The organism is Mycoavidus sp. B2-EB (assembly GCF_014218255.1).
Classification (GTDB): Bacteria; Pseudomonadota; Gammaproteobacteria; order Burkholderiales; family Burkholderiaceae; genus Mycoavidus.
In genome coordinates this window covers 1,251,299-1,276,673 of the sequence record NZ_AP021872.1, presented here as the reverse complement: position 1 = coordinate 1,276,673, position 25,375 = coordinate 1,251,299, and the positions used below count along the sequence as shown (strand labels likewise).

16 protein-coding genes and 3 tRNA genes are annotated in these 25,375 nt (G+C 48.2%); 10 read left to right on the top strand and 9 right to left on the bottom strand.

The window, feature by feature from the left end; genetic code table 11:
* The first annotated feature begins 33 nt into the window (after positions 1-33).
* The 3 genes from MPB2EB_RS05600 (at position 34) to MPB2EB_RS05590 (ending at position 3,633) form a co-directional block, all read left to right on the top strand.
* The gene (locus MPB2EB_RS05600; RefSeq protein WP_370576635.1) at positions 34-2,478 is read left to right on the top strand and encodes a penicillin-binding protein 1A; all 2,445 of its coding nucleotides are present in this window, start codon (positions 34-36) and stop codon (positions 2,476-2,478) included.
* A 177-nt stretch (positions 2,479-2,655) separates the two neighbouring features.
* Positions 2,656-3,420, top strand: a complete 765-nt coding sequence (locus MPB2EB_RS05595) for a GNAT family N-acetyltransferase (RefSeq protein WP_370576634.1) — start codon at positions 2,656-2,658, stop codon at positions 3,418-3,420.
* Between the two features lie 137 nt (positions 3,421-3,557).
* Positions 3,558-3,633: transfer RNA gene (locus MPB2EB_RS05590), tRNA-His, on the top strand.
* Between the two features lie 908 nt (positions 3,634-4,541).
* Here the strand turns inward: MPB2EB_RS05590 and MPB2EB_RS05585 are convergent.
* From MPB2EB_RS05585 to MPB2EB_RS05570, 4 genes are all read right to left on the bottom strand, one after another.
* Positions 4,542-4,632 (bottom strand) — tRNA-Ser (locus MPB2EB_RS05585).
* 93 nt (positions 4,633-4,725) lie between these two features.
* On the bottom strand, positions 4,726-5,280 hold the full coding sequence (gene phaR, locus MPB2EB_RS05580) for a polyhydroxyalkanoate synthesis repressor PhaR (protein WP_185181374.1): 555 nt from the start codon (positions 5,278-5,280) through the stop codon (positions 4,726-4,728).
* Positions 5,281-5,343: 63 nt separating this feature from the next.
* Positions 5,344-6,171, bottom strand: coding sequence for a peptidoglycan editing factor PgeF (gene pgeF / locus MPB2EB_RS05575; protein WP_185182674.1), 828 nt, complete (start codon positions 6,169-6,171; stop codon positions 5,344-5,346).
* A gap of 8 nt (positions 6,172-6,179) precedes the next feature.
* Positions 6,180-7,328, bottom strand: a complete 1,149-nt coding sequence (locus MPB2EB_RS05570) for an RluA family pseudouridine synthase (RefSeq protein WP_185181373.1) — start codon at positions 7,326-7,328, stop codon at positions 6,180-6,182.
* A 17-nt stretch (positions 7,329-7,345) separates the two neighbouring features.
* Between MPB2EB_RS05570 and MPB2EB_RS05565 the strand changes: the two genes are divergently transcribed.
* Complete coding sequence (locus tag MPB2EB_RS05565; protein ID WP_185181372.1) at positions 7,346-8,149, top strand: outer membrane protein assembly factor BamD; 804 nt, start codon at positions 7,346-7,348, stop codon at positions 8,147-8,149.
* A gap of 51 nt (positions 8,150-8,200) precedes the next feature.
* Here the strand turns inward: MPB2EB_RS05565 and rpiA are convergent, their stop codons facing one another.
* Genes rpiA through rnr form a run of 3 tightly spaced genes read right to left on the bottom strand, consistent with a single transcriptional unit; the run spans position 8,201 to position 12,132 of the window.
* The gene (rpiA, locus tag MPB2EB_RS05560; protein ID WP_185181371.1) at positions 8,201-8,908 is read right to left on the bottom strand and encodes a ribose-5-phosphate isomerase RpiA; all 708 of its coding nucleotides are present in this window, start codon (positions 8,906-8,908) and stop codon (positions 8,201-8,203) included.
* A gap of 58 nt (positions 8,909-8,966) precedes the next feature.
* Positions 8,967-9,710: a 23S rRNA (guanosine(2251)-2'-O)-methyltransferase RlmB gene (gene rlmB, locus MPB2EB_RS05555; protein WP_185181370.1), complete on the bottom strand. Its 744-nt coding sequence runs from the start codon at positions 9,708-9,710 to the stop codon at positions 8,967-8,969.
* Positions 9,711-9,723: 13 nt separating this feature from the next.
* Positions 9,724-12,132, bottom strand: a complete 2,409-nt coding sequence (gene rnr, locus MPB2EB_RS05550) for a ribonuclease R (protein ID WP_185181369.1) — start codon at positions 12,130-12,132, stop codon at positions 9,724-9,726.
* A gap of 253 nt (positions 12,133-12,385) precedes the next feature.
* On the opposite strand from rnr, the gene rimO reads away from it, so the two are divergent.
* From rimO to MPB2EB_RS05525, 5 genes are all read left to right on the top strand, one after another.
* A complete protein-coding gene (gene rimO, locus MPB2EB_RS05545) occupies positions 12,386-13,756 on the top strand; it encodes a 30S ribosomal protein S12 methylthiotransferase RimO (RefSeq protein WP_232534422.1) in 1,371 nt (456 codons plus the stop codon).
* 34 nt (positions 13,757-13,790) lie between these two features.
* Positions 13,791-14,966: a cystathionine beta-lyase gene (locus MPB2EB_RS05540; protein ID WP_185181367.1), complete on the top strand. Its 1,176-nt coding sequence runs from the start codon at positions 13,791-13,793 to the stop codon at positions 14,964-14,966.
* Between the two features lie 6 nt (positions 14,967-14,972).
* Complete coding sequence (gene serB / locus MPB2EB_RS05535) at positions 14,973-15,812, top strand: phosphoserine phosphatase SerB (protein WP_185181366.1); 840 nt, start codon at positions 14,973-14,975, stop codon at positions 15,810-15,812.
* Between the two features lie 102 nt (positions 15,813-15,914).
* Entirely contained in the window at positions 15,915-16,457 is a 543-nt protein-coding gene (locus MPB2EB_RS05530; protein ID WP_232534421.1) for a DUF6013 family protein, read from the top strand.
* A gap of 564 nt (positions 16,458-17,021) precedes the next feature.
* Positions 17,022-21,323: an NACHT domain-containing protein gene (locus tag MPB2EB_RS05525; RefSeq protein ID WP_185181365.1), complete on the top strand. Its 4,302-nt coding sequence runs from the start codon at positions 17,022-17,024 to the stop codon at positions 21,321-21,323.
* A 136-nt stretch (positions 21,324-21,459) separates the two neighbouring features.
* Here the strand turns inward: MPB2EB_RS05525 and MPB2EB_RS05520 are convergent.
* Both MPB2EB_RS05520 and MPB2EB_RS05515 read right to left on the bottom strand, forming a co-directional pair.
* Positions 21,460-21,533: transfer RNA gene (locus tag MPB2EB_RS05520), tRNA-Met, on the bottom strand.
* Between the two features lie 101 nt (positions 21,534-21,634).
* Positions 21,635-25,021, bottom strand: coding sequence for a hypothetical protein (locus tag MPB2EB_RS05515; RefSeq protein WP_185181364.1), 3,387 nt, complete (start codon positions 25,019-25,021; stop codon positions 21,635-21,637).
* 68 nt (positions 25,022-25,089) lie between these two features.
* On the opposite strand from MPB2EB_RS05515, the gene MPB2EB_RS05510 reads away from it, so the two are divergent.
* Positions 25,090-25,263: a hypothetical protein gene (locus tag MPB2EB_RS05510; protein WP_232534420.1), complete on the top strand. Its 174-nt coding sequence runs from the start codon at positions 25,090-25,092 to the stop codon at positions 25,261-25,263.
* Positions 25,264-25,375 lie beyond the last annotated feature (112 nt).

The following is a 25,375-nucleotide window of genomic DNA, read 5'->3' as shown; positions in this document are numbered from 1 at the left end:
CAAAATGCAAAGACGAAATTTCTTTCATAGGCGATACGCTCGATGCAACCCATCCATACTCCTCCCTCTGAGCCCACGCGCGCTAAGCGTCATCCTCTATTAGATAAACGCAGGCTGTTGGCGTGGCTTGGCGGCGCTGCGGCAATTTTCTTGTCGTTAAGCGTGCTTTTCGCTATTTATCTGTTGCTTGTGGTTATCCCTAGGCTCCCAGCGCTTGATGCTCTGACCGATTACCAGCCCAAAGCTCCGTTGCGGGTCTACACTGCCGATCATGTCCTGATTGGCGAGTTTGGTATTGAGCGACGTCAAGCAGTGCACTTAGACGAAATCCCGCAGACCATGAAAAATGCTGTGTTAGCGATTGAAGACGCTCGTTTCTATGAGCATGGCGGGGTTGATTTGATTGGCATGGTACGAGCGCTGCTGGCCGATATATTGCGCACTGACGCGGTTCAAGGGGCCAGTACGATTACGATGCAAGTTGCGCGTAATTTCTTTTTAAGTAACGAAAAAAGCTGGGGGCGTAAACTCGTTGAAGTGCTGTTGGCCTATCGAATTGAAGCGACCCTGAATAAAGATCAGATTCTTGAAGCCTATATGAATCAGATTTATCTAGGACAGCGGGCATATGGGTTTGCTGCCGCAGCTAACGTGTATTTTGGTAAAGATCTTAAAGATATTACGCTCGCGCAAGCAGCCATGCTAGCGGGCCTACCTAAAGCGCCATCCACCAATAATCCGATTGTTAATCCAAAGCGCGCAAAAATCAGACAAGCGCACATTCTAAAGCGTATGCTTGATTTGCATTATATCGATGCGACGCAATATGAAGCGGCTTTACGTGAAGAATTACAACTTAAGAGCGCGAGCAATCCATTTAGCATGCATGCCGAACATGCTGCCGAAATGGTCCGCCAGTATATGTATGAACAATATAAAGAGGAAATTTACACACAGGGTTTTAACGTAGTCACCACGCTTCGATCAGTTGATCAAATGGCAGCTTATCGAGCCATGCGCAAAGGAATTATGGATTATGAACAACGCCATGGTTATCGCGGACCTGAAGCCTATATTAAATTGCCGGCCAAATCAGATGCTCGCGAGCAAGCCATTCTTGAAGCTTTGCAGAAAGAGCCCGACGAAGAATTGATAAGAGCGGTGGTGTTGTCAGCGTATCCAAAGAAAGTACAAGCTGAATTATTAAACGGCGATTTGATCATGCTGGAGGGTGATGATTTACGTTTTGCATCGCTCGCGTTAAGTACGGGTGCGCCAGAGGCTAAGCGTATTAAAGCGGGCGCTATTATCCGGGTGATGCGGACCAAGAACGGCCGCTGGGCGATTACACAAATGCCACAAGTGGAAGGCGCATTGGTATCGCTGACTCCTCAAGATGGCGCGATACGTGCGTTAGTCGGGGGCTTCGATTTTGGCAGAAACAAATTTAATCGCGTTACGCAAGCCTGGCGCCAACCTGGCTCTAGTTTTAAGCCATTCATTTATTCTGCCGCACTGGATAAAAAAATAGGACCGGCCACGATTATCAACGACGCACCGCTTTATTTTCCATCTGGTCCTGGAAGAAACGCATGGGAGCCCAAAGATGATGATCAACCCGACGGCCCAATGACTTTACGCACTGCCCTTGAAAAATCGAAAAATCTAGTCTCGATCCGTATTTTGAATTATATTGGCCTGCAATATGCGCGGGATTTTATTAGCAGCAAATTTGGTTTTGAAGAAAGTAAGCTTCCTCCGTATTTGCCATTGGCTCTTGGCGCAGGGTCGGCCACACCTCTACAAATGGCAAGCGCTTACGCAGTATTCGCGAATGGCGGCTACCGGGTGGTACCCTATCTGATTGCCAAAATAACCACCACAAACGGCGAAGAACTGCCGAGTCCGCCTCCCTTAATTGCTGGCCAAGATGCCCCGCGGGTGTTGGAAGAGCGTAATGCCTGGCTGATGACCCAACTGCTGCAGTCCGCTGCGCAAAATGGTACAGGGGCAGGGACAAATATTTTAAAACGCACAGATTTAGCGGGCAAAACGGGGACGACTAACCAGGCGCGGGATGGCTGGTTCACCGGTTTTCAGCATAACTTGGTGGCGGTTGTCTGGCTTGGATACGATCAACCCAAAAGCTTGGGTACCCGTGAATATGGTGCTCGGCTGGCTTTGCCAATTTGGGTCGACTATATGGGCCGTGCTTTGCGCAATGAACCCCAATATCAGGCTCCTATGCCTGCTAATATCGTCTTATTCGACGGCGAGTTCTATTATAATAACGTAACGCCAGGTGTGGGCTTCGTCAAAAAAATTGAGCTTGACCTTGAGCATATCGATGTATCTGAGCTTCCGACTGACGCCGAGGTAATCGAAGGGAGTGAACCTTCTGCTGAAGATGGACCTTCCGCGCTGCCAGCCGCAGCCGATTCGATTGAGCGCAACCAGATTCTTGATTTATTTAAATAGCCAACACCATTATTATTTGAGATACGTTGTCAGTTTGCAACAATTGCATCAAAGGGGAACTGGAGGCATGGTATCTAGCTGCTTTATAGTATCGGGTGGTGACCAAAGCATTGGCGAGAATGAGATACTAATTACATGGAACAAAGGCTAAATCGAGTGCAATGGTCGACCGCTGATATGCCATTTTGTGTGGGTGAGCATAAGCACGCGAAGCCATTGCTGGTAAGCTGGGCTCGCGATGAGGCGGATATACGCGCGGCGCAACGTTTGCGTTACAACGTATTCGCCGAAGAAATGGGTGCTCGCATTGGGGGCGCACCTGGCCTTGATAGCGACGAATTCGATGCGCACTGTGATCATTTACTGGTGCGTGATCCGCAAACATTTGAAATCGTGGGCACTTACCGCGTTTTACCACCGCACCGTGCCATTCGCCTTGGACGCCTATACGCGCAAGGTGAATTTAATATTGAGCAATTAGCGCCTTTACGCCATAAAATGGTTGAAGTAGGCCGCTCTTGCGTGCATCGTGATTACCGCCGCGGCATGGTCATTATGTCGCTCTGGACCGGTTTGGCTGAATATATGTTGCGGCACGGCTATGAAACCATGCTGGGTTGTGCGAGTGTTTCCGTGGCGGATGGCGGTCATTTTGCGGCTAATCTATACCGGGTTTTAGAAACTGCATCGATGACTACAGCGCAATATCGTGCCTTTCCGCGCGTCGCTTTGCCCATCGACACGCTGCAAACAGGGGCAAACGTTGCATTGCCGCCCCTGATTAAAGGCTATTTACGCCTTGGCGCAAAAATTTGCGGTGCACCGGCGTTTGATTCGGCTTTTAACACGGCTGACTTTCTTACATTATTCAATCTCTCGGAAATCAATCCCCGCTATGCCAAGCACTTTTTGGTTGCTGAGCAACATAGTGAGTGTTTTTAGAAAGTGCGGAAGGGCTATCGCAGTTGATGTGAATGCATAAGATTGCTAAATAGTACTAGCGAAAGAGCCTCGGGCTTTGTATAATGCGGTTCTTTCAGCGAGCCATTTCTTGGTTGGCAGATATGCGTTTTTCAGTGGTGGCCGTAGCTCAGTTGGTAGAGTCCTGGATTGTGATTCCAGTTGTCGCGGGTTCGAGCCCCGTCGGTCACCCCAGAACATAAGGCTTTGCGGGGAGTGTGTCCCTCAATTTGTCAACGAAATTCCAGATTTTTCAATTTTCTAATTTGTAGCCGCGGCCTTTTTAATCTGCCAGCGATCATAATGTTTGTGCGTGCTTGTAGGGTTTGCATCAGCTGCAAAATCCTATACATCCGCATCTCTACGCTCTAATTTTTTTGTGATTGCCGTCGGGCGACCATCGTTTAGAGTAAAGTGAAGTGTTTCTCTAATCTGGTTTTCGGGTTGGTTTAATTTCTTTGCCTCGGTTTTAATCCAAACTTGCATTGGCATCCTGCCACACTGCGCCCCAACCACTGCGCGTATAGCAAAGTCCTTTTTGTTTCCGAACAGCGCCGAACCGGAAAATGGTTGATTTTGCTGAGCTCGGGCAGATAAGATGGGATTGTGATAGTTTATTCGAAAAGGAAGTGAGCTTTTTATTACGCGGCCCAGTTGGCCAATAGCAAGGGAGCTTCAATTCGCTCAAAGTGGCCCATATTGTTTATAGCTGACTGTGCGCCAGCCGACAAAGAACGGCCAACATGGCCATTGGAGGCATTCCCCCAAAACACAAATGAGCTCTCGCAGCTTAGTGTTCTACTTTTAGAAACTATTAAATATGGGGGGATTACCGTAGCACAAGAAGCCAACAGATCAGTTAGCTTCCCTCCATCTAAAACATCTAGAAATTTTTCCGGCGTGGATTTGCTTTGCTGTTTTCCATAGCAAGGCGCAAAACCATAAAAAATCCTCTCCAGCCTCGACTCAACTCAATCGTTTTTCCTTGCATCTATCATTACGATCAGCCTGCCCACGAAACAGCCGAAATAACGCATTCCGAAGCAAAAAACCGGCGCAGAAGCGAGGATTTGAAATTGAAAACCCTTATAGAATTAGGGCTTTGGCGGAAAGGGAGGGATTTGAACCCTCGATACGGGGTTACCGTATACCGGATTTCGAGTCCGGCGCATTCGACCACTCTGCCACCTTTCCTAAATATTTCATATCGCCGCCGATCAAACGGCAAAGAGGCTGAATTTTATCAGAACAATGCGTGCGCTGCGTTAATTTATTATTTCTTTGGCTTTAATTTTTGTGGTCGGCGTTAAATTCTGGTTGGAATGCTAACGCGTTGAACATATCTTTTGCACGATCCCGCATTTGCGTTTGCATTTGTATAAATAAATTTTTCGATTGCTCAAGGTAGCTTGTCATCATCGTTTGCATTAAAGGGGCTTGCATATTGATAAATTGGGACCACATGTCGGCAGAGGTACTGCTATCGTAAAGGTCTTTCAGCTGTTCGGTAAATGTGTTCTGAATATCGATGAAAGCTTGTAGATTCTTTTGCAGGTAGCTGCCGATCATTTCTTGCATAGGGTGGCCATAAAAGTGAATGAGCTGCAGTAGCATTTCATGAGAAAAAATAGGTGTGCCAATACTTTCTTCCTCAAAGCTGATTTGTAGCAAGATACCACGCGTTAGATTCTCGTTGGTTTTTGCATCTACTACCTGAAATGGCTGTTTGTCTAGCACCAGTTGCTTCACATCGGCTAGCCTAATATACGTGCTCGTTTGCGTATCGTAGAGTCGGCGATTAAGGTATTTTTTGATTATGCGCAGGTTTTTTTCGTTGGTCATTTTTGCTCTTGTTGCTTACAGTTTTTATAGTATTCACTAAATTACGTGGATATGCCACTCATCTTAGCTTGGATGCTCGAGCCAGATAAGCGCTGCTTGACGTCCAGTCAGTAATTGCCGTCGATATGAATAAAAGCGTGTGGGATCTGATGCAGTGCACCATGCGCCGCCGCTGATTTGCTTAATGCCAGCGCGGATTAGCCGTAAGCGCGCTAATGCGAATAGATTGGCCCAATATTTTCCGGATAGATGCGGGCAAGGTCGGAAGGCGGCGGCAGTGGCAATGCTCTCAGCGGCAGTGGCTGTTGTTAAAAAGGCATCGCGTACATCATCGCCCACTTCAAATGTGCTGGGACCAATCGCGGGTCCAAGAAATGCATAGAGCTCTTCGTGTGGGTTTGTGAGGGCCGCCACTTCAGCCGCGGTGCGCTCTAGCACTCCGGCGGCAAGGCCGCGCCAACCGGCATGAGCGGCACCCACCGCGTGACCGGTATGGTCGCATATAAGTACGGGCAGGCAATCAGCCGTCATGATCGCGCAGGCAATGCCGGGTTGGGCCGTCACGCTGGCATCTGCGCGTGGGGGGGGAAGAGCATTGACGGCGATTTCTGCGCGTATGACGTCTGTTTTGTGAACTTGTTCAAGCCAGGCGATATGGGTTCCAGTGAGCGTGGCGAGCCGTTTACGATTTTCGGCTACGCATTTTGCTGCATCCCCTGTATGCAGGCCGAGGTTGAGGCCTCCCGCGGATTCAGTCCCGTTTTGCGATTGTCCATAGGGAGGGATGCTTACACCGCCCGCCCGTGTTGTAAAGAGTATACGCACGCGCGCTGCGACGGGCCAATTCGGCGTGAGGCAATCTGCCAGCGATAATGGGGCATATCCGGTGATGTCTGTAGTCATGTAAGCGGGTGTTTTTTGTCGTTATCATTTAACTCCTCAGCTTCAATTGTATCGTTAATCACCGCAGGCGTTAGTCCTAGTGCGTCTGCAAGCAGTAAAATATCCGCCGGCGCAGGTGCGCGCCAGGCACATATAAGGTTGTTGAGCGGATGGTTTAATTTGAGCTGCCAGGCATGGAGTGCCTGCCGCGCAAAGCCAGCCGCGCGGGTGGTTGCGAGTAATTGAGTGTAGCGGGCCGTTTTGCAATATAGCGGGTCTCCTATGAGAGGATGTCCAAGATGGGCTAAATGCACGCGAATTTGGTGAGTGCGTCCGGTTTCAAGGTCGCACTCCATGAGCGCGAAGGGCTGGCCTGCTAGGTTGCCCGTTGCAATTCTACGATAATGAGTACACGCAGGTTTGCCACTTGTCTCTGATACCACCGCCATTCTGATCCGATTGCGTGGATCGCGCCCGAGTGGAGCGTGAATTGTGCCCTGGGCATTGGGCGTACCCCAAACGAACGCAAGGTAGCGACGTTTAACGGTGCGTGCTTGTAGTTGGCGGATTAGGTGTGTTTGTGCAGTGAGCGTACGCGCAATGACCATTAAGCCAGAGGTATCTTTATCGAGGCGATGAACAATGCCGGCGCGAGGCAGCCCGGCGGCGGCTTTGCCGTAGCGGTGTAAAAGTCCGTTAAGCACGGTGCCGCGCCAATTGCCCGCGGCCGGGTGTACTACAAGTCCGGCAGGTTTATTAATCACGACCAGCGCTGCATCTTCGTAAATAATCTCAAGTGGCACAGGCTCAGCCGTAAATGCGGTTTCTTCGGGCAATAGCTCTGGCGCTATGAGGATGGAGGCGTCGAGTGGGGCGGCTTGCCGGATTTGGGCGGGTATGCCGTTGACCTTTACCCGCCCAGCTTCTATCCAGCTTTGCAAACGGTTGCGCGAATAATCTGGAAAGAGGCGGGCAAGCACTTTATCGAGGCGCTCGCCTGCCAATGCGGCAGGAATCTGTGCCATCAGATAGGGCAGCTCATCTGCTGAGGCCAAGTCGGCCGACTCTGAATCCAGCGCGGATGCATCATGGGCGTGTATATCCGTGTCAAATCCAGTGGTAGAGTCGGGGCTTGAGCTATAATCTTCTACGCGAAAACGAGTCATTGAGATTGAAAAGGCGAATGCAAGTGTTGAATAAATTTAAGTTAGTTGTTTTGTTAGGAAGTATCGCGGCCATTTTGGCTGGCTGTAGCGGTTTGCCTGAGAAAATTGATGAAACAACAACCTGGTCGAATGAAAAATTATACTCGGAGGCTCAGGAAATGCTAACCGGTGGCGATTGGGCGCGCTGTGCAAAATATTTTGAAGCGCTTGAAGGGCGAGATCCTTTTGGCGAATATGTGCAGCAAGCTCAAATCAATGTCGCTTATTGCAACTGGAAAGATAACGAAACAGCGGCTGCTTTGCAGGCTGTGAATCGTTTTGTTCAATTGCATCCGAATCATCCAAAGATTGCTTATGCTTACTATCTAAAAGGCATCATCAATTTTAATGACGAGCTGGGTTTATTTGGTCGCCTAAGCCGGCAAGATATTAGTGAGCGTGATCCAAAGGCGATGCGTGATTCGTATAATGCCTTTAAAATAGTCGTTGAGAGCTACCCTCAAAGCCCATATGCACAGGATGCGGCACAACGCATGCGTTATATTGTTAATGCGTTGGCGGCTCACGAGGTGCATACCGCGCATTACTATTACCGGCGTGGTGCTTATCTTGCCGCCGTGAATCGCGCACAAACGGCGCTTAAGCAATATGAAAGTGCTCCTGCCACCGAAGATGCATTGCATATCATTGTGCTGTCTTATCGAGCGCTTGGGCAAACAAAACTCGCTAGCGATGCAGAGCGTGTATTACAGGCTTCTTTTCCAGCAAGCCGCTATCTGCAAGATGAGCGCAGCAAGTTAAAGGTTAGATCGTTAAATTGAAGCTACTCATTCAGCTAGCGCGAGCGATCCTACGTTGATTGCGGCGTATGGTTATTTGCCAGAGCCGTGTTCAATCATTTCAACGCCTGTTGCGCTGGCTAACAGACATAAATTTGCAGGACGTTTGGCGAAAAGCCCAACTGTCACAACTCCCGGCCAGCTGTTAATTTCCGCTTCAAGCGTGACGGGGTCAGTAATCTGCAAACCGTGCACGTCAATAATTGGATTGCCATTATCCGTCAGATAAGGTGAGCCATTTGCTGTAGTTCGCAATACGGGTCTACCGCCTAAAGCGAGGAATTTGCGGCTGAGTGCGGCGCGCGCAAGAGAGATAATTTCAACCGGTAGTGCGAAGCAGCCTAACGTATCGACGCGTTTTGAGGCATCTGCAATGCAGATAAAGACCTCAGCTACCAGCGCGATGATTTTTTCGCGCGTCAATGCGCCGCCGCCGCCTTTGATCATATGTCCATGATGATTGATCTCATCTGCGCCATCGATATAGACGGGCAGGGTTTCGACTTGATTGAGATCCAATACTTTAATCCCATGCATTTTAAGTCGCGCAGTGGTCGCATTTGAGCTCGACACGGCGCCATGATAGCGGGCGTTGAAGACCTGGTGGCTAGCTAGAGCGTCAATAAAGTAGTTGACGGTTGAGCCAGTGCCAATCCCGATTACAGCCCCTTCTGGTATGTGGATGAGCAGGTAATCGGCGGCGGCTTGGCTAACGAGACGTTTTAAGGTGTCTTGAGACATGCTGACGTAGATCAAAAAAGAATTAAAAATTAGGGTATGTGCTAATGGGTTGTAGCGCTTAACTCACCAGGATACGTTGCCGGCGTGCCTCGAACAGCGCGATGCCACTGGCTACGGATACATTTAGGCTTTCAACGCTACCGGCCATTGGAATATGCATAACTTCATCGCAGGTTTCGCGGGTTAAGCGACGCATGCCTTCGTCTTCTGCGCCCATGACCAAGGCCAGTGAACCAACCAGCTTGGTTTCATATAAGCTTGTCGGAGCATCATCGGCAGCGCCAACCACCCAAATATCGGCGGCTTGTAATTCACGTAGCGCGCGGGCTAGGTTGGTGACAGAAATATAGGGGGTTGTATCCGCCGCGCCGCTGGCTACTTTTGCTGCGGTTGCATTAAGTCCCACAGCGCGGTCGCGCGGGGCAATCACAGCCTGCGCGCCCGCTGCATTAGCGACGCGTAGGCAAGCACCAAGGTTATGGGGGTCAGTGACGCCGTCAAGTACTAATAAAAGTGCGGGGCCGCTTATCCCATCGAGCAACTCGGCCAAATTATGGGCGAGGGGAATGTCGGCTACGCGCGCGACGATACCTTGGTGGCGGTCAGTACCGGCGAGGCCCCGTAGCCGGTTTTCTTCTGCTGCGATAAGCCGCACTCCAGCGCCGCTAGCGACCTTTAAGAAATCCTGCATGCGCCGGTCGCGGCGGGCGGGGTCATATAAAATTTCGTTGATGGTAGCTGCATCATATCGCAAGCGCGCTGTGACTGCGTGAAAGCCGTAAAGAAGTTTGAGATGGGCCATGCTGTAAAAGAAATTAAGTGTTTTTGCGGGTGCGTTTTGAGCTAGCCTTAGCGCTCTCACGAGATAGGTGTCGAGCTGTTTCGGCTGGCTCTTGGTTGGCTAGCGGGGTTTTTGCTTTAGGTGTTTTTTTAGCTTTGGCAGCGCCAGTTTTGGCGGTTGGGTGCGCTGGATTTTTATGAGAGGCTTTGACCGGAGGATCTTGTACCAAAACAAAATCAATTTTACGCGTGTCTAGGTCAACTCGGCTGACTTGCACGCGTACCCGATCGGCAAGCCGGTAGCGGGTACCGGTATGCTCGCCGCGCAATTCATTTTTAATCTCATCATATTGAAAATACTCTGGCCCCAGCTCAGTGACATGCACCAAACCTTCAACAAATAGCGTATCAAGCTGCACAAAGATGCCAAATGAAGTCACCGCGCTCACTAAGCCGCCATATTCTGCGCCCAGTTTGTCGCGCATAAAATAACATTTAAGCCAGGCTTCAACATCGCGTGAGGCTTCATCTGCGCGCCGCTCATTGGCTGAGCAGTGCAGACCGAATTCGTTCCAAATCGCTGAGCTACTTTGGCGTGATCTTTTTTGGGAAGTATTGGCTTTGTTTTGTAAGGTTTGAGCGTGGCCGCTCAGAGCAGTATTGAGTTGCGTATTGGGTAACAGAGCGGGCTCATAGCGGTTTCCGCTTAAAAGAGCTCGGATTGCCCGATGTGTGAGTAAATCAGGATAACGTCGGATGGGGCTGGTAAAGTGAGCGTAAGCCTCGTACGCTAAACCGAAATGACCGAGATTGTCTGGGCTGTAAACGGCCTGCTGCATGGAGCGCAGTAACATGGTTTGCAGCATTTGCGCGTCTGGCCGCTGGCGGATTTGCGCCATGAGAGCGCTATAGTCGCTGGCCTGTGGTTTAGCGCGGCCCTCAAGCGAGAGTCCAACGCCGCGCAAAAAGCTGCGTAGATTGGCAAGCTTTTCTTCGGTAGGACCTTCATGGACACGATATAGCCCCGCATGTTTATGGCGTTTTAAGAAATCAGCGGCGCATACATTGGCGGCTAACATGCACTCTTCGATCAATTTATGGGCTTCGTTACGCGTGCGCGGGACAATTTGTTCGATTTTCCCAAGTGCGTTACACACAATATACGTTTCGACCGTATCAAAATCGATCGCACCGCGCTTCTGACGCGCGTTTACAAGCAGTTGATAAGCGCCATATAAATGCTGTAAATGTGGGAGTAAGGGAGCGTGGTTTTTGGCCTCAAGGCTTTTGGTATTGGCTAAGAGGGTGGCGACCTCAGTGTAAGTCAGGCGTGCCGCCGAATGCATCACAGCAGGATAAAATTGATACGCATGGAGCTTGCCTTGGGCATCAATGACTAAATCGCAAACCAGCGCGCAGCGATCTACGCCCGGGTTAAGCGAGCACAGTCCATTGGAGAGCTTTTCTGGCAGCATTGGAATCACGCGGCGTGGAAAATACACCGAGGTGCTGCGCTCCAGAGCATCGACGTCAAGCGCATCATTGGGTTTGACATAATGAGATACATCTGCGATTGCAACGATCAACCTAAAACCATCACCACGGCCGACTTTGACAGGTTCGCAATAGACTGCGTCATCAAAGTCGCGCGCATCTTCACCGTCAATCGTGACTAACGGCAAATCGCGCAGGTCAACGCGCTGGTGTAAATCGGCTGGGCGTACTTTGTCAGGCAACTTATTAGCCTGCGCCAGTGCGGCAGCGCTAAATTGATGGGGGACGCCGTGTTTGCGTACAGCAATTTCAATCTCCATGCCAGGATCGTCAATCTCACCGAGGATTTCCACCACTTTGCCTAGCGGGGCGGTGTGACGGCTTGGAAAATCAATGAGCTCAACGCTCACGACCTGTCCCGCCTTAGCTTGGCCTTGAGCCCGCGGGGCAATGATAATATCGTGGCCAATGCGTTTATCTTCTGGGGCGAGTATCAGTACGCCATTTTCGTTCAGCAAACGGCCAATCACATGGGTATTAGCTCGTTTAGTGATTTCTACAATATGTCCTTCCGGCCGTCCGCGGCGATCGTAGCCCATGATGCGCGCGAGGACGCGATCATTGTGCATCACTCTCTGCATTTCCGCATTGGAGAGAAAAAGGTCGGCTTGTGCATCATCACGAATTAAGAAGCCATAGCCATCGCGGTGACCTTGAATGCGGCCTGCTACAAAGTGCGAGGATGAAGCTAATTGCAAATAGCCTTCTTGGCTAGATTGGATTTGCTCATCGCGCTCCATGGCGTTAAGGCGTTTGAGAAAACCTTCTTGTTCTATGGCTTTGACCGAGAGGGTTTGAGCAATGTCTTTGGCGGTTAACGGGACTGTGCTTGCGCGCAACACGCTCAGAATCTCTTCGCGGCTTGGAATCGGATATGGGAATTTATTCAATGGCTAATTTAATGGTTTTTGTTGTGTGAGTGGGGTTTGCTTGTATGAGCGAGGTAAAAGTACAGAAAGCACATCAATTCACCCCCCGCCCTTAGCTAGATGGAGATATTCTAACAGGTAATAAAATTTATACAAAATAGTATAAATTTTATGCTATATCAACCTTTCGAGCTGATGAGTTTGGCTTAATGTTTTCTTTGTTGTATTCTGCGCCCTTCTTATTTTTTATCTTCATTCTTAATTTTATATGACGGTGTCCGCTCATTCTATACCTAAAGTTGGTTTTGTTTCGTTAGGTTGCCCCAAAGCTCTCGTCGACTCCGAGCAGATTCTGACCCAATTGCGCGCTGAAGGCTATGAAATTTCAGCAACCTATGACGGCGCTGATTTGGTGGTTGTGAACACGTGCGGTTTTATCGACGAAGCCGTGCAGGAAAGTTTGGATACAATTGGTGAAGCCCTCCACGAAAACGGTAAAGTGATTGTTACGGGCTGCTTGGGAGCGAGAAAAAGCCAAGACGGCGGCTCTTTGGTTAAAGACATCCATCCGAAAGTACTCGCCGTCACGGGGCCGCATGCTCTGGGTGAAGTCATGCAAGCGGTACATCTCCATTTGCCAAAACCGCATGACCCATTTGCAGATCTAGTGCCTGCGGCGGGTTTAAAGTTAACCCCGCGCCATTACGCTTACCTAAAAATCTCCGAAGGCTGCAATCACCATTGCACTTTTTGTATTATCCCGTCGATGCGGGGCGATTTAGTGTCGCGGCCGGTAGCGGAAATTATGCTGGAGGCGGAGAATTTGCTGCGTGGGGGCGTACGCGAACTCTTGGTGATTTCTCAGGATACTAGCGCGTATGGGGTGGATGTTAAATATCGGACAGGCTTTTGGCGTGGTCGGCCATTAAAAACCCGGATTACTGAGCTGGCCACCGCGTTGGGTGAGTTGGCGGCTGAGCATAACGCCTGGGTGCGTCTACATTATGTCTATCCCTATCCGCATGTCGACGAACTGCTGCCGTTGATGGCGCAGCAACGGATTTTGCCTTATCTAGATGTTCCATTTCAACACGCGCACCCAGCGGTGCTAAAACGGATGAAGCGCCCCGCTAATGCGCAAAAATCGCTTGAGCGAGTGCAAGCGTGGCGCGCGCTCTGTCCTGAGCTGACGATTCGGAGCACTTTTATTGCTGGTTTTCCAGGGGAAACCGAGGCTGAGTTTGAAACCTTGCTGGATTTCATCCGCGTGGCTGAATTAGATCGGGTTGGGTGCTTTGCCTATTCTCCGGTAGCCGGTGCTGCGGCAAATGAATTGCCGGGCGCATTGCCCGATGCCGTGCGCAATGAGCGGCGCGCGCGTTTTATGGAAGTGGCCGAAGCTGTATCGGTGCAGCGTTTAAAGCGTAAAGTAGGACAAACATTGCGGGTCTTAGTGGATGAAGTGAATCATGCTGGAGGCATTGCGCGTTCGTCTGCAGATGCGCCAGAAATCGATGGTGTCGTTTATATTAAACCCGTTGCTCATGCTTCCCATGCCTATCAAGCCGGTGATTTCGTTGACGTAAAAATTACTGGCGCGCAGGGACATGATTTATGGGGCGAAGTGTCTAGCACCGCTAACTGAGCGGTTAACCTACTGATAAGTATGACGATTGCCTATGGATACTCATTTGCAAACTGAGCTCGTGCATCATGCGCAAGCCAATCTGACAGCGGGCTGGGCGGCCATATCGGCACCCGTGACGCGGGCTTCGACCGTTATCTTTCCCAATCTCGCCACGCTACGCGCGCTTGACTGGCGGCATGATGCGCAATGGCGCTATGGTTTACACGCCACGCCCATTTCTCATGCGCTAGCGCAGCAGTTGGCTCGGCTTGAGGGCGCGACACATGCTTTGTTACAGCCTTCCGGCTTAGCTGCCATTGTTAATGTGTATCAAGGGCTACTACAGCAAGGCGATGATGTACTGATCCCGGACAATGCCTATACGCCGAATCGTGATTACGGCGCTTGGCTAGCGAGATTTGGCATTTCTGCCCGTTATTATGATCCGCTCATGGGCGCCGAGATTGCTCAGCTGATACAGGCGAATACACGTTTAATTTGGCTTGAAGCACCGGGTTCGGTGACGATGGAAGTGCCGGATGTGCGTGGCATCACGCAAGTTGCTCGGGCGCGAGGCATATACACAGCGTTGGATAATACTTGGTCAGCCGGACTTGCTTTTAAGCCTTTTGAACATGGCTGCGATATTTCGGTGCAAGCGCTGACTAAATATCAGTCAGGTGGCAGTGATGTTTTGATGGGCGCTACGCTCACGACAGATACGGAACTGTATTTAAAACTCAAGCAAGCCCGTATGCAGCTCGGGTTTGGCGTCTCTGCGGATGATTGTGCGCTCGTATTGCGCGGCTTGCCTAGCATGACGGTGCGCTATGCCGCTCATGAACAGAGCGCATTGGCGCTTGCGCGGTGGTTACAAACGCGGCCCGAAGTCGTGGCGGTCTTGCATCCGGCTCTGCCGGATTGCCCAGGTCATGCCTCTTGGAAGCGAGATTTTTCTGGCTCGGGGGGATTATTTTCGGTCGTGTTTGATGAAAAATATACACCAGTACAAATAGATCGTTTTGTTGAAGGCCTCCAGTTTTTCAAATTGGGGTTTAGCTGGGGCGGCGCATTAAGTTTGGCGCTACCTTATGATGTAGCACCGCTGCGTACCGTGACGCGCTGGCCTCATCGCGGCGGGTTAGTGCGCTTTTTTATTGGTTTGGAAGACGAACGCGATTTGCGCGCAGATCTTGAGCGTAGTATGTCGACCCATTTGCTAGGCTAAAGTTCAATGAATCTTATTCTTCAGAGCACTCAACTCCTGTCTAGTGCACAGCTTGAGCAAGCGCGCATAGCGGCTGGCGGCGCTGCGGCGCTGCGCCTGGATGATTATGCTGCGCGTATTCTCAATGTGGATTTAACTTTGCGCGCGCAAGTGACGGCCTGGTGTGCGCAGCGCCAACTTGACTGTGCGTATCTGCCATCACGGTCTTTGGCTGAGTTTAGCTTGGTCGTGATGGATATGGATTCGACTCTGATCACGATCGAATGTATTGATGAAATAGCTGATTTTTGTGGTCTTAAAGCTGAGGTGAGGGCACTGACTGAAGCCTCTATGAGTGGCGAGATATCTAATTTCGAGGAAAGCCTGCGGTGTCGGGTCGCCTTATTAAAGGGATTGGATGCCAATGTGTTGGAGCAAGTATGGCGTAAGCGCCTAAAACTCTCACTAGGGGCGCAACGCATGCTGGCCGAGGTGCAAGCAGCAGGTTTGCATACACTTTTAGTTTCGGGCGGGTTCACATTTTTTACCGAGCGGCTGGCCACTCGTCTCAGATTGGATTATGCGCACGCGAATAGGCTCGGCATTCGTCATGGCAAGCTTACTGGCGAGGTGGTAGGTGAGATTGTGGATGCTCAGGCCAAAAAGCGGCGGCTCTATGAAGTGTGCGCTGAATTGGGGATTACGGCTTCGCGTGCTATCGTGATCGGAGATGGGGCAAATGATCTGTTGATGATGGCGCCGGCAGGTTTATCCGTCGCTTTTCGAGCGAAGCCAGTGGTGCGGCAAGCGGCAGATGTGTCGTTGGAGTATACTGGTTTAGACGGGGTCTTGCGCTTATTTGGATGAAATTCCTGGTCCTTGATTTAAGCTGAAAAAGCCATTGTAAGATGCCATTTTGATGAGGTGTAATATACTTAAATAAGTTATAAAAAAGAAAAGGGGCAACTTATGAAATACCCAATCACTAAAGTAGTCAAAGTTTCATGCATGCTGGCAATCTTTGCCTTAATGGGAACGGGGCGTTTGGCACTGGCTCAAATGCCTAAATCGCTTGATGCACCGATTCATTACACAGTCAAAGTGGTGTCTAAGCTCTATGGCAATGCACAAGAAACTCGCCAGATTGCATCCGGCGAGGTGGATGATTTTACCTGGAAAACTGTACCGCCTGCGGGAGCTGTGCCGATTGATCGACAATGCCCTCACTGGGAAAATGTGCCGCGTGATAGCGAACATGCGATGTTACGGCAGACAAAAATACGGCTTGCGCCGATTGTCGGCCAAGATGGTGTGGCAACGATCCAATTAGGTTTCCGCGCTCATGCGCCTCAGGGGACTTATATTTATAAAAAGAAAAGCGGCCAAAAGCTGCGCTGTCCTAAAGATCAGGTGCATCACCAAATTGTGCGCTTTACATTGCCCACCAATGGAGCGTCTAAAACGATCAAGTTGACTGACGGAACAATTTTGACGGTAACCGCGACTAGGTGAAATCAATCATTTGATGTGATTGCCCTATGTGAAACATGGGCGGCGGTCGAGTAGCCTAAAGGAGCCTCATCTTCAAGCTCTCTCGCAGTCGGACGTGAATCTCTCGATTCATCTGGTTCTTATCATCCAACCATTTTGGCTCGTTAATAGGCGAAGGTGCAAAGAGCTGTGGCAAATGCGCAACTGCGCGTTTTAACCATGCTCTCGCCCTTGCCATACTTTTACCAAGTCATTTGTATTTCCAAGCGCAAATTCTGCTTGCGATAAATCTGCTCATCAAGCAAAATCTTTTCCAGCTTCGACCAAAATTCATCTGTAATAAGTAATCGGGGCATTGCAAACTCGTGTTGTCTCGGTGTCAGAACCTCAGCAATACGGGTTTGCTTCTAGTTTCTAAACAATTAATTACAAACTTCAACACGCTCTATTCAGGGTTTCTGAGATTGCTTATGCCCTATCGTAATTGGGGTAGATAGGTTTTATGCAGTGAAAGCTGAAGTTTTATCCGATAAAAAGTTATTCAGATATAAGTTAAATAAAAATTATTAAAAAGGAGCAGCCAGTATGTCGCCGATTAATCCAAATCAGAGTATTCAACCTTCTTTAGCTTCAGATTTCCCTGATACGCAAGCAAGAACCGATGCTCCAGGTGAAAGCAACGTGCAAATTGGTAATGGTTTTATAAATTATTTAACCATTGGAAATAATAATATAGCTAATAACCATATACATTTAGCGGGAGCCGATCCGAAGTTAGTAGAAACCCTGATGTTGCAGCATATTTTTGCCTTGCAATCGAATGTTGAGCCGTTGGTCAATTTGGACTCAGCGCTTGAGAAATTGAGGGAGCAGTATTTAGAGGGTTTAAAGGAAGATAACGAAGTTAAAGATGCGTTATCAAATTATGTTGCCCCAGAAGGAATGACGCTCTACGATTCAACCCGTTTCGATTTAAAAAGCAAGGTTCAAGACTTCTTAAACTCCGATAAAAAGGTTTTACTCCTGCTAGGAGAGGCAGGTTCAGGTAAGTCGACATTTAACCGTGATCTTGCTGTTAGCTTGTGGGAGGTCTATACCCAGGCAAGTGCGGTAAAGAATAGCCCTATCCCAGTGTTTATCCAACTATCATCGAGTGAGTTAAAGTCAAAGCCGAATTTGGTTGAGAGGTTTTTTGAAATACAGGGTTTTTCAAAAGAGCAAATTAAGGAACTGCAAACTAAGCATCGTTTTGTCTTGATTTTAGATGGATTTGATGAAATTAGAGATCGGCAACAGGATTTTTATAAGGATAATCAGCTGAATAATTGGCGAGACGCCAAAATCATAATCAGTAGCCGACCAGAGTATTTAGGCTCTAATTATCAATATAAATTTCATCCATCCGATGAGCGTAGCGCTTTACAAGAGTACCGGTTAGCACCTTTTTCGGAGGAAACGGTTGAACGATATGTGGATCAATATAAAAGAGCACATCCAGAGGGGCCGTGGAGTATAGAGCAGTATAAGGAAGCATTAAGACAAGGTGATTTAAAAGAATTGGTACGTAATCCATTCTTGCTCAAAATAACTTTGAGCGTGTTACCTGAATTGGGTGAAATACTGAGAAAAAAGGGCCAACACTTTACCCGAATTGCGCTTTATGAACATTTCTTGAGGAGTTGGTTTGATCGTTCGCAAAAGCGCTTAGCACGAATTAGACTAAGCGGGAGAGAATCCGAAGAATTTAAACGTTTAGAACTTAGAGGATTTATCGAACGTGGCGTGGCTTTCAATAAAAAATTAGCTATAGAAATGTATCGAGCGGGGGAAGTGGTTACCACCTATTCATATGCGGCGGATGATCCTTGGGAGGAGCCTAGCACAGAATTAAGTCAGGATTGGCGCAAACGGTTTCTCGGTGACGATAACGCGATGGCGGTGTTAGTGCGCTTAAATGCGCCGCTAATCTGCAGGGATAAGCAGGATGGTTCAGGTAAAGAGTACCGGTTTATTCACAAATCAGTTCAGGACTATCTGGTAGCGCGGGTTTTATGGGAAGAGCTTGGTGCCCATGACAAGATGGAGTCTTCTTCGTGGCTCAACCGGTTAAATATCGTGAACGATCCGGCAATATTGCAGTTTTTAGCGGAGCGTGTGCGGCAAGATGTGGCATTAAAAGCCCAGCTTTTAAGGGTTGTTGAGCGCTCTAAAGGTGAAGGAGGTACGCAATTTGAGAAAGGAGCGGCCAATGCGATGACGATCTTGGTCAGAGCAGGGGTGCAGTTTAATAGGGCTGATTTAAATGGAATCCGGATTCGAGGGGCGGATCTGAGTCATGGGGTGTTTGACTATACGCAATTTGAAGGAGCAGATTTAAGTGAAGTGACGTTGCGTGGTGCGTGGTTACGTGGTGCTACGATGCGCAAAGCAAATTTGAGAAATGTTGAGTTTGGAGAAATGCCTACATTAGAGTTAGGTGGCTGGCCTAATATTTGTCGTTATTCGCCAGACGGCCGCTGGCTAGCAGTTGGTTCAGCTCTTAAAGGATGCAGTCTCTATAAAGTAGAAGAAACAGAAACAGAACTAGAAACAAAAATACAGAGACGGCTAGAGCTTAAATATAAATGGACCTTTAATCTCCCACTCTTTGGAACACGTTTTGTCGGATACAGTGTTGCGTTTTCTCCTGATAGTAAATGGTTGGCATCAGCCGATTATGATGGAGCGATAAGGCTATGGTCAATTGAGACGGGCCATTTGACGGGTGTTTTTAAACACGGTAATAAAATGGTTTCAAGTGTTTCATTTTTTGAAAAGGGTCAATGGTTAGCATCAGGTGGCTATGATAAGACAGTCAAATTATGGAAAATACAAACGGGCAAACGAGTAGTGAGTGAACCTATGTATACGCTAGAGGCGCATGCTGGAGAGATTGAGAGTATATCGATCTCATCCGATGGCAAGTGGCTAGCCTCTGGGAGTAAAGATAAAACAGTGAAGTTATGGGAGCTAAAAAACGAAGAAGTGACGCTACGGCAAACGCTTGTAGAGCATACTGATGAGATTCATCGTGTGTCTTTCTCAGGAGATAACAAATGGCTGGCGTGTGGTGGGCAATACGGTGCAGTAATGCTTTGGAAACTAGGGAGCACCGGCACATTGTCACATCAGATCCTTAAAGGGCATTCTGGTTTGATGAGAGGCTTATCGTTTTCGCCGGACAGTAGTTGGTTGGCCTCGGGAGATGATGCAGTGAAGCTGTGGAAGTTAGAAAACTCCGAAGCGGTGTTGCATCATACGTTTGAGGGCCATAGTGCCATAGTAAGAGATGTATCTTTTTCGTCAGACGGTAATTGGCTAGCATCGGTGAGCTACGATAAAACGTTAAAACTATGGGAATTAAAGAGTGATCGGGCGCTATTGCCTCAGATGCTCGAAGGACATAGTGGTAGTGGTAAGGTGTGGAGCGTGTCGGTTTCGCACAATGGCAAGTGGCTAGCCTCTGGGAGTAGTGATAAAACAATTAAACTCTGGGAGGTCGGAAATGGGGATGTATTTTTGCGCCAGACATTAAAAGAACATAGTGGAAATGTTCTTGATGTAACGATTTCCGAGGATGGCAAATGGTTAGCCTCTGGAAGTAGCGATAAGACGGTTAAGCTATGGGCGCTTGACTCAGGAAAAGCTGTGTTGCATCAGACGCTTGAAGGACATAGTCATGGAGTGTTTGGTGTGTCAATCTCATTGAATAATAAGTGGCTAGTATCGAGTGGTGGTAAAACAGTCAGGCTATGGGAACTCAGTGACACAGGAGCATTGTTGCGTCAAACGTTTGAGTGCCATAGCGATAACCAAAGGCGCGTGTCAGTCTCACGAGATGGCCAGTGGCTGGCATCCGGATCTGGAAGCAGTGATGGAGCTGGGAGCATAGGCAATAAAGTGGAGCTCTGGAAATTGGAGCCAGAGAGCGGAGAAAAATTGTTGTACCAGATGCTTGAAGGCCACAATAGAGATGCTTTTAGCGTGTCGTTTTCACTAGATGGCAAGTGGTTAGCGTCTGGGAGTCTAGATTGTACAGTGAAGCTGTGGGAGCTAAGCGATACTGGAGCATCGCTGCACCAAACATTGAAAGGCCATAGGTGGGATATTTTGAGTGTGGCGTTCTCGCCAGATAATAAGTGGTTAGCGTCTGGGAGTTTCGACAAGACGGTAAAACTGTGGTCGTTAGATACAGGTACATGTAAAGCGGCGATTCAGTGTTTTATTAGAGAGATAGATTCAATTGTTTGGCAAGAGTGGACTGAAAATTCAGCTAAAATCGTAGTGGGAGGAGCTGAAAATATGATTCGTATTTTCCAATTAGAACGCAAAGGCAACGACTGGAAATATAATTTGCACTGGACCTCATATCAAAACGAGCTATCTGCAGGCGATCTGGTGATTAAAGATGCGCGGAATTTAAGTCTAAATAATAAGCGTTTAATTGAGAGAAATCGTAAAGATATGAATTCTGGTATATCTCAAGAATCAGTAATCTTATTGAATAATCGTCTAAACGATGCTAGAAATCTTGGGCGTTTTTTTATAGGCCTGATTAATCCAAGTAATATTGTGATTAAAAACACAATGCCTGGCGCATTTCCTGAGAAAAATTCTATTGAATCTGGTGTAAATGGATCTTCTGGGTTAGAAAATTTATCTCAAAACGAGCTCAATTTAAGTGATGCATCAGGCCAAGGAATTCCTGATTTAGATCCGATTGACCGTGCGATTGCTCTTCGCGAAGCAGACGGATGGAGAATGAACTCAGAAACTTCTACTAAATCAGACATCGATGAGGCATTTTTCCTTGCAGAGGCGGGGATTTTAAATTGGAAAGCTTTATAGAATCAGGGACTTTGCTGAAATTTAGGAATTTTAACCCTCGATACGGGGTTACTGTATATTGGAGTTTGTTTGCGTGAGAGCCTAAGGATGAAATTCCTTCGGTCTACTAGATCAACTTATTATTCTTTAAGTTGGGTTGCGGGGGCAGGATTTGAACCTACGACCTTCGGGTTATGAGCCCGACGAGCTGCCAGACTGCTCCACCCCGCGTCCGGTAAGAACGAAACTATAGCGAAATGTTCTTGGTTACGCAAGTAAATTATTTTTTATTTTTTCGAAATCGTATCCAGGGTTTGTTTTATGCATGTGCTTTATCGATCCTGTGCGCTGTGAGATCCGTTATTTTTTGCCGGTTGAGCTAGCAGCCACTGTACATCACTGACTCCAGTTTGACTGGATTCTGGGGTTGCTACGAATCCATATTTCCAGCCAGGGGAGGAATGATTTACTTTTTGACCTTGGCTATATAAACCATATGGCTTCCATGAAGCCCCTGCTTCTAACAATGCTTCGACTTGACGCTCAAGCGCTTTAATTTGATGCTTAAGTTTCCGGATAGGCGCTTGTAAACTGTATTTTTGATCATTGTTTGCGGCTTTTTGTTTTTTTAATTTGAGCGCTTGTTTTTCCTGTTGCAATACCGTTGCTAGATTGGCATATTCATCAAGCTGAGCGGCTACTTCGGGTTTGATCAACCAACGCTCTCCAGAAATTTGCTGCGCATCGGGCCCCTTTTCTAAATTAAAAAAATTGTTCAAGGTTTCTTGATCGTGTATTTTGGCCCAGTGTTGCTTTGCATGACGCTTAAGGTCCTGTGGGTTTAAAAACATCACATCTCGAAACATCAATTCAGGAATTAAGCCCTGTTCATCGCGTACTGTATGCACTATGCTGCGGCGTCCGTGCTGTGATGAGTAGTACGTGTGTGAGGGCAAGAGGGCTTTGCTGCGGGGGGCGAGGGTAAGATTGCTTTCGGTGTGGACTTCAATGCCAGCCAGAGCAGCAGAAGCGGATTGCATGAGCATGGTTTTATTTCTCCAGCCGAGAGTTTTCTCTTGACTATAGTGTTGTTCGCTCTGTACCGTGCGCCTCTCGTAGAGCACGGTTTCATTGAAAAGAGCCAGGGTGGTTCCTACTCGTATGGGTTGGTGAGCATCTAATTGGGTTCCCGCAAAAACGCCGGTTAAAAGGCCCAGTTCAGTCTGCTTTATTTTTTGCTTACCTAACGTGATATTAGGATTTTTGTAAAAACACTCAGACGCGAAATACTCCAAGTAATCTTGAGCATCGGTTGCGTGTTTAATCGATTCCCAGTATAGGTTAACCATCTCTTTGCTATTTTTGCGCCATTCCTGCTCACTGTCTTCGCTAGAGAGTGTGCTACGGCTAGGCACAGGTCTGAGCGTGGAGATTTCCGCGTTATACCCTCTAGTGTGTTGCGCGATAGGGCCCCCCCCGGCACCCACTCCTGCAATAATATTTAAAATAGGTGTTTTGATAAGAGTGAGGCCGGTAAAAACGGTAACGCCGGCGTAGCTGGTAACTTGCTTGGGAGCTCCAAAAGTAATGGAACGGCTCGCTTCAGTCGAGCCAATTTTATAAGCGGCTTGTCTGCTATGAGTTGCCTTTAGAGACGGAATAACATTAACCCCAAGCCCAATTTGCAATCCTAGGTTGAGCCCCGTTCTACCGCCATTGCTGGTTTGGCGGGAGTTGCCTGGCGGATGTTGCTCCATGAAAACCTGTTCTCGTCTATGCAGCGTTTCATGTGTGATTTCATCCAGCGCTGGGGTCATAATGGGGGCTAATTTTTCTATTTTTTCGATTCGATCATTCCAACTTCTTTGCATATCCTTTAAACCATATTTATCTAAAGAGTTTTCTTCGTCTTTATTTGAAAAAAATTCTTCGCTTATTTTTTTGAGCGCGTTCAGATCGAATGGAGCTGATTTCGAAGCGGTAGAGCGCAAACGGAAGAATCTACGGCGCTTCAGCGTGCCCATTTTTTCGTTTAACATTTCAAGCAGCGCTTTAATTTCTGTGGCGGGAAGTCGATTGGCTTGGTTTTCAATAAGTCGCGTTGCCTTTTTCAGTATTGTGCGACTGGCATGAGTTGTTAAGTCATAATTTTTGGGGTGGGCGAGCTCTTGCTTCGTTTGAGAAGAGATAGATTGCTCTGTCCATGCCTCGAGTTGGGCCACTTGAAGCGCAGTGTTTAGAAATAAAGTCCGCTCAGAATCACGCCGAGGGGTTTGACTGATTTGAATCATGTTGAGCCGATTCATGCCTTCAGTATAGGGGAGCTGGCATGCATCAATCAGAGCACTGTTGTACTCTTGGATCTGTTTTTGATCGACCCCGAATAATGGCTTATCGTTTGGCCAATAGGGGGTTTTATCGTGATAAATCACATTGCGTAAATTCTTAGCAATCTGTTTTCCTCGCGCGCGCCAATGCTGTTTGCTCCAAATGGAAGTTTGGGCGATTTCATCTCGAATTTTTTTGTAACGATTCGCGCGCGTCACCCATTCAGTTCCGGCTTTGTAAGAACGGTTTGTGACTTGGGCAAGCTCCGAGCCTTCTTGATTTTCATGAAACCCCCATTGCCAGAGGCGAAAAGCGGCCGCTTGAGGCCGGCTAAGGAATTCTTTTGGCGATTTCTTAAAAAATAAGCATAGGTCAGTCAAACGGGCTGATTCAATCGCCAGCAGTGCTAGATCGGCTTTAGACTCCTGCTTAAGCTGACTTAGTGTGTTGGGATCCGTAAGGTGTTGTGGCAATACGCTCAAAGCCGAGTTGCGTGAGCGTAATAATTCATGGATTAAGTGTGATGCTTGTAAATAAACCGTTAAAACGGCGGCTGGCCCGGTGTCAAACATACCGGTTTTCTGGCGCGGCAAATTTTGCAATTTCAATAAAGCCGTTAAGGCTGGGCCTTCCTTGTGTGCCATGGCTTGGGCGCAACGCCAGGCAAGGCCATCGAGCTTAGCGTTGACTGGAGTGCCAGTCGGATTGATTTCAAGTTTTTGCGTGAGCCTGACTAATACCTGCTGGGCCTGCTGCAAATCACCTTCGCAAACTTGTGCCAGCTCATAGGCAACCGCTAGCAGACCGGGTTCTAGAAAAGCAGAAGGAGGTTGAGTTTTTTGTAAATGCGCGTTGATTGACTGAAGAAATTGATACGTTTCATGTTTTTGCGCCGCGGGAAATAAGTCTTGCAATACCGTGTCGATGTGCCCGTGTGCAAGGCAATCAGCATCAAGTTTCTGCTCCGGTTGAATGATATTCTCAATTGAGCGGGCCCAATCACCCGCTTCTTGTTTTGCTGCGCGCTGCTTGAGCGCATGCACCGCTTTTTTTAAATTCAGCTTGGATAGCCACTGAGGCCATAATTTTCCAGCGCGTTTGGGATCGGGCGGGGCAGATATGGGCCGATGAGGACTGGCCTTAGCAAGAGTTTCTAACGGCAGCGCTGCTGTATCGGATGGCCTGACGATTTTAGCTGGGGTAAACGCAGGATGAGATGAAATAGAGGGGCTACGCTTACCAAAACTCAGATTGAGCCGATTTGTAAGCTCAGTTTGCAAATTTTGGATGCGCTTTTCACTGTAACTCAAGGGAGCCTCGTTTGCGGAACGTTGCTCTACCAGAGTTGCGGATGACTGATCGCTGGCTAGAGAGGCAGGCGTGAGTTTCACGGAATATCCTGTTGTGCGACCCAATCAAATTGATTAGGTATCCTATTGCAAGGTTGATCTGCTATAGGTTGATTGTTTTACTAATTCCAATGATTGATGCGGGTGGATGCGAAAAGAAGTTATCCTTAACGATTGATGAACAATTGATTGTTCGCTACGCAGGGTGCGGTTTTGTGTGTCGAGCGTTATCTTCGACGGTTTTTTATGCATGGACGACGGTGCGGCAGCTCGCTTGGACTTAGCTTTTTTATTCTATGATGGCCCAATTGCTTAATGCAGATAATATAAAAATTATTTTATAACTCTATTTGGATTAATATTCGATGAATCTCCCGATTTTAATTTTGATTAAAA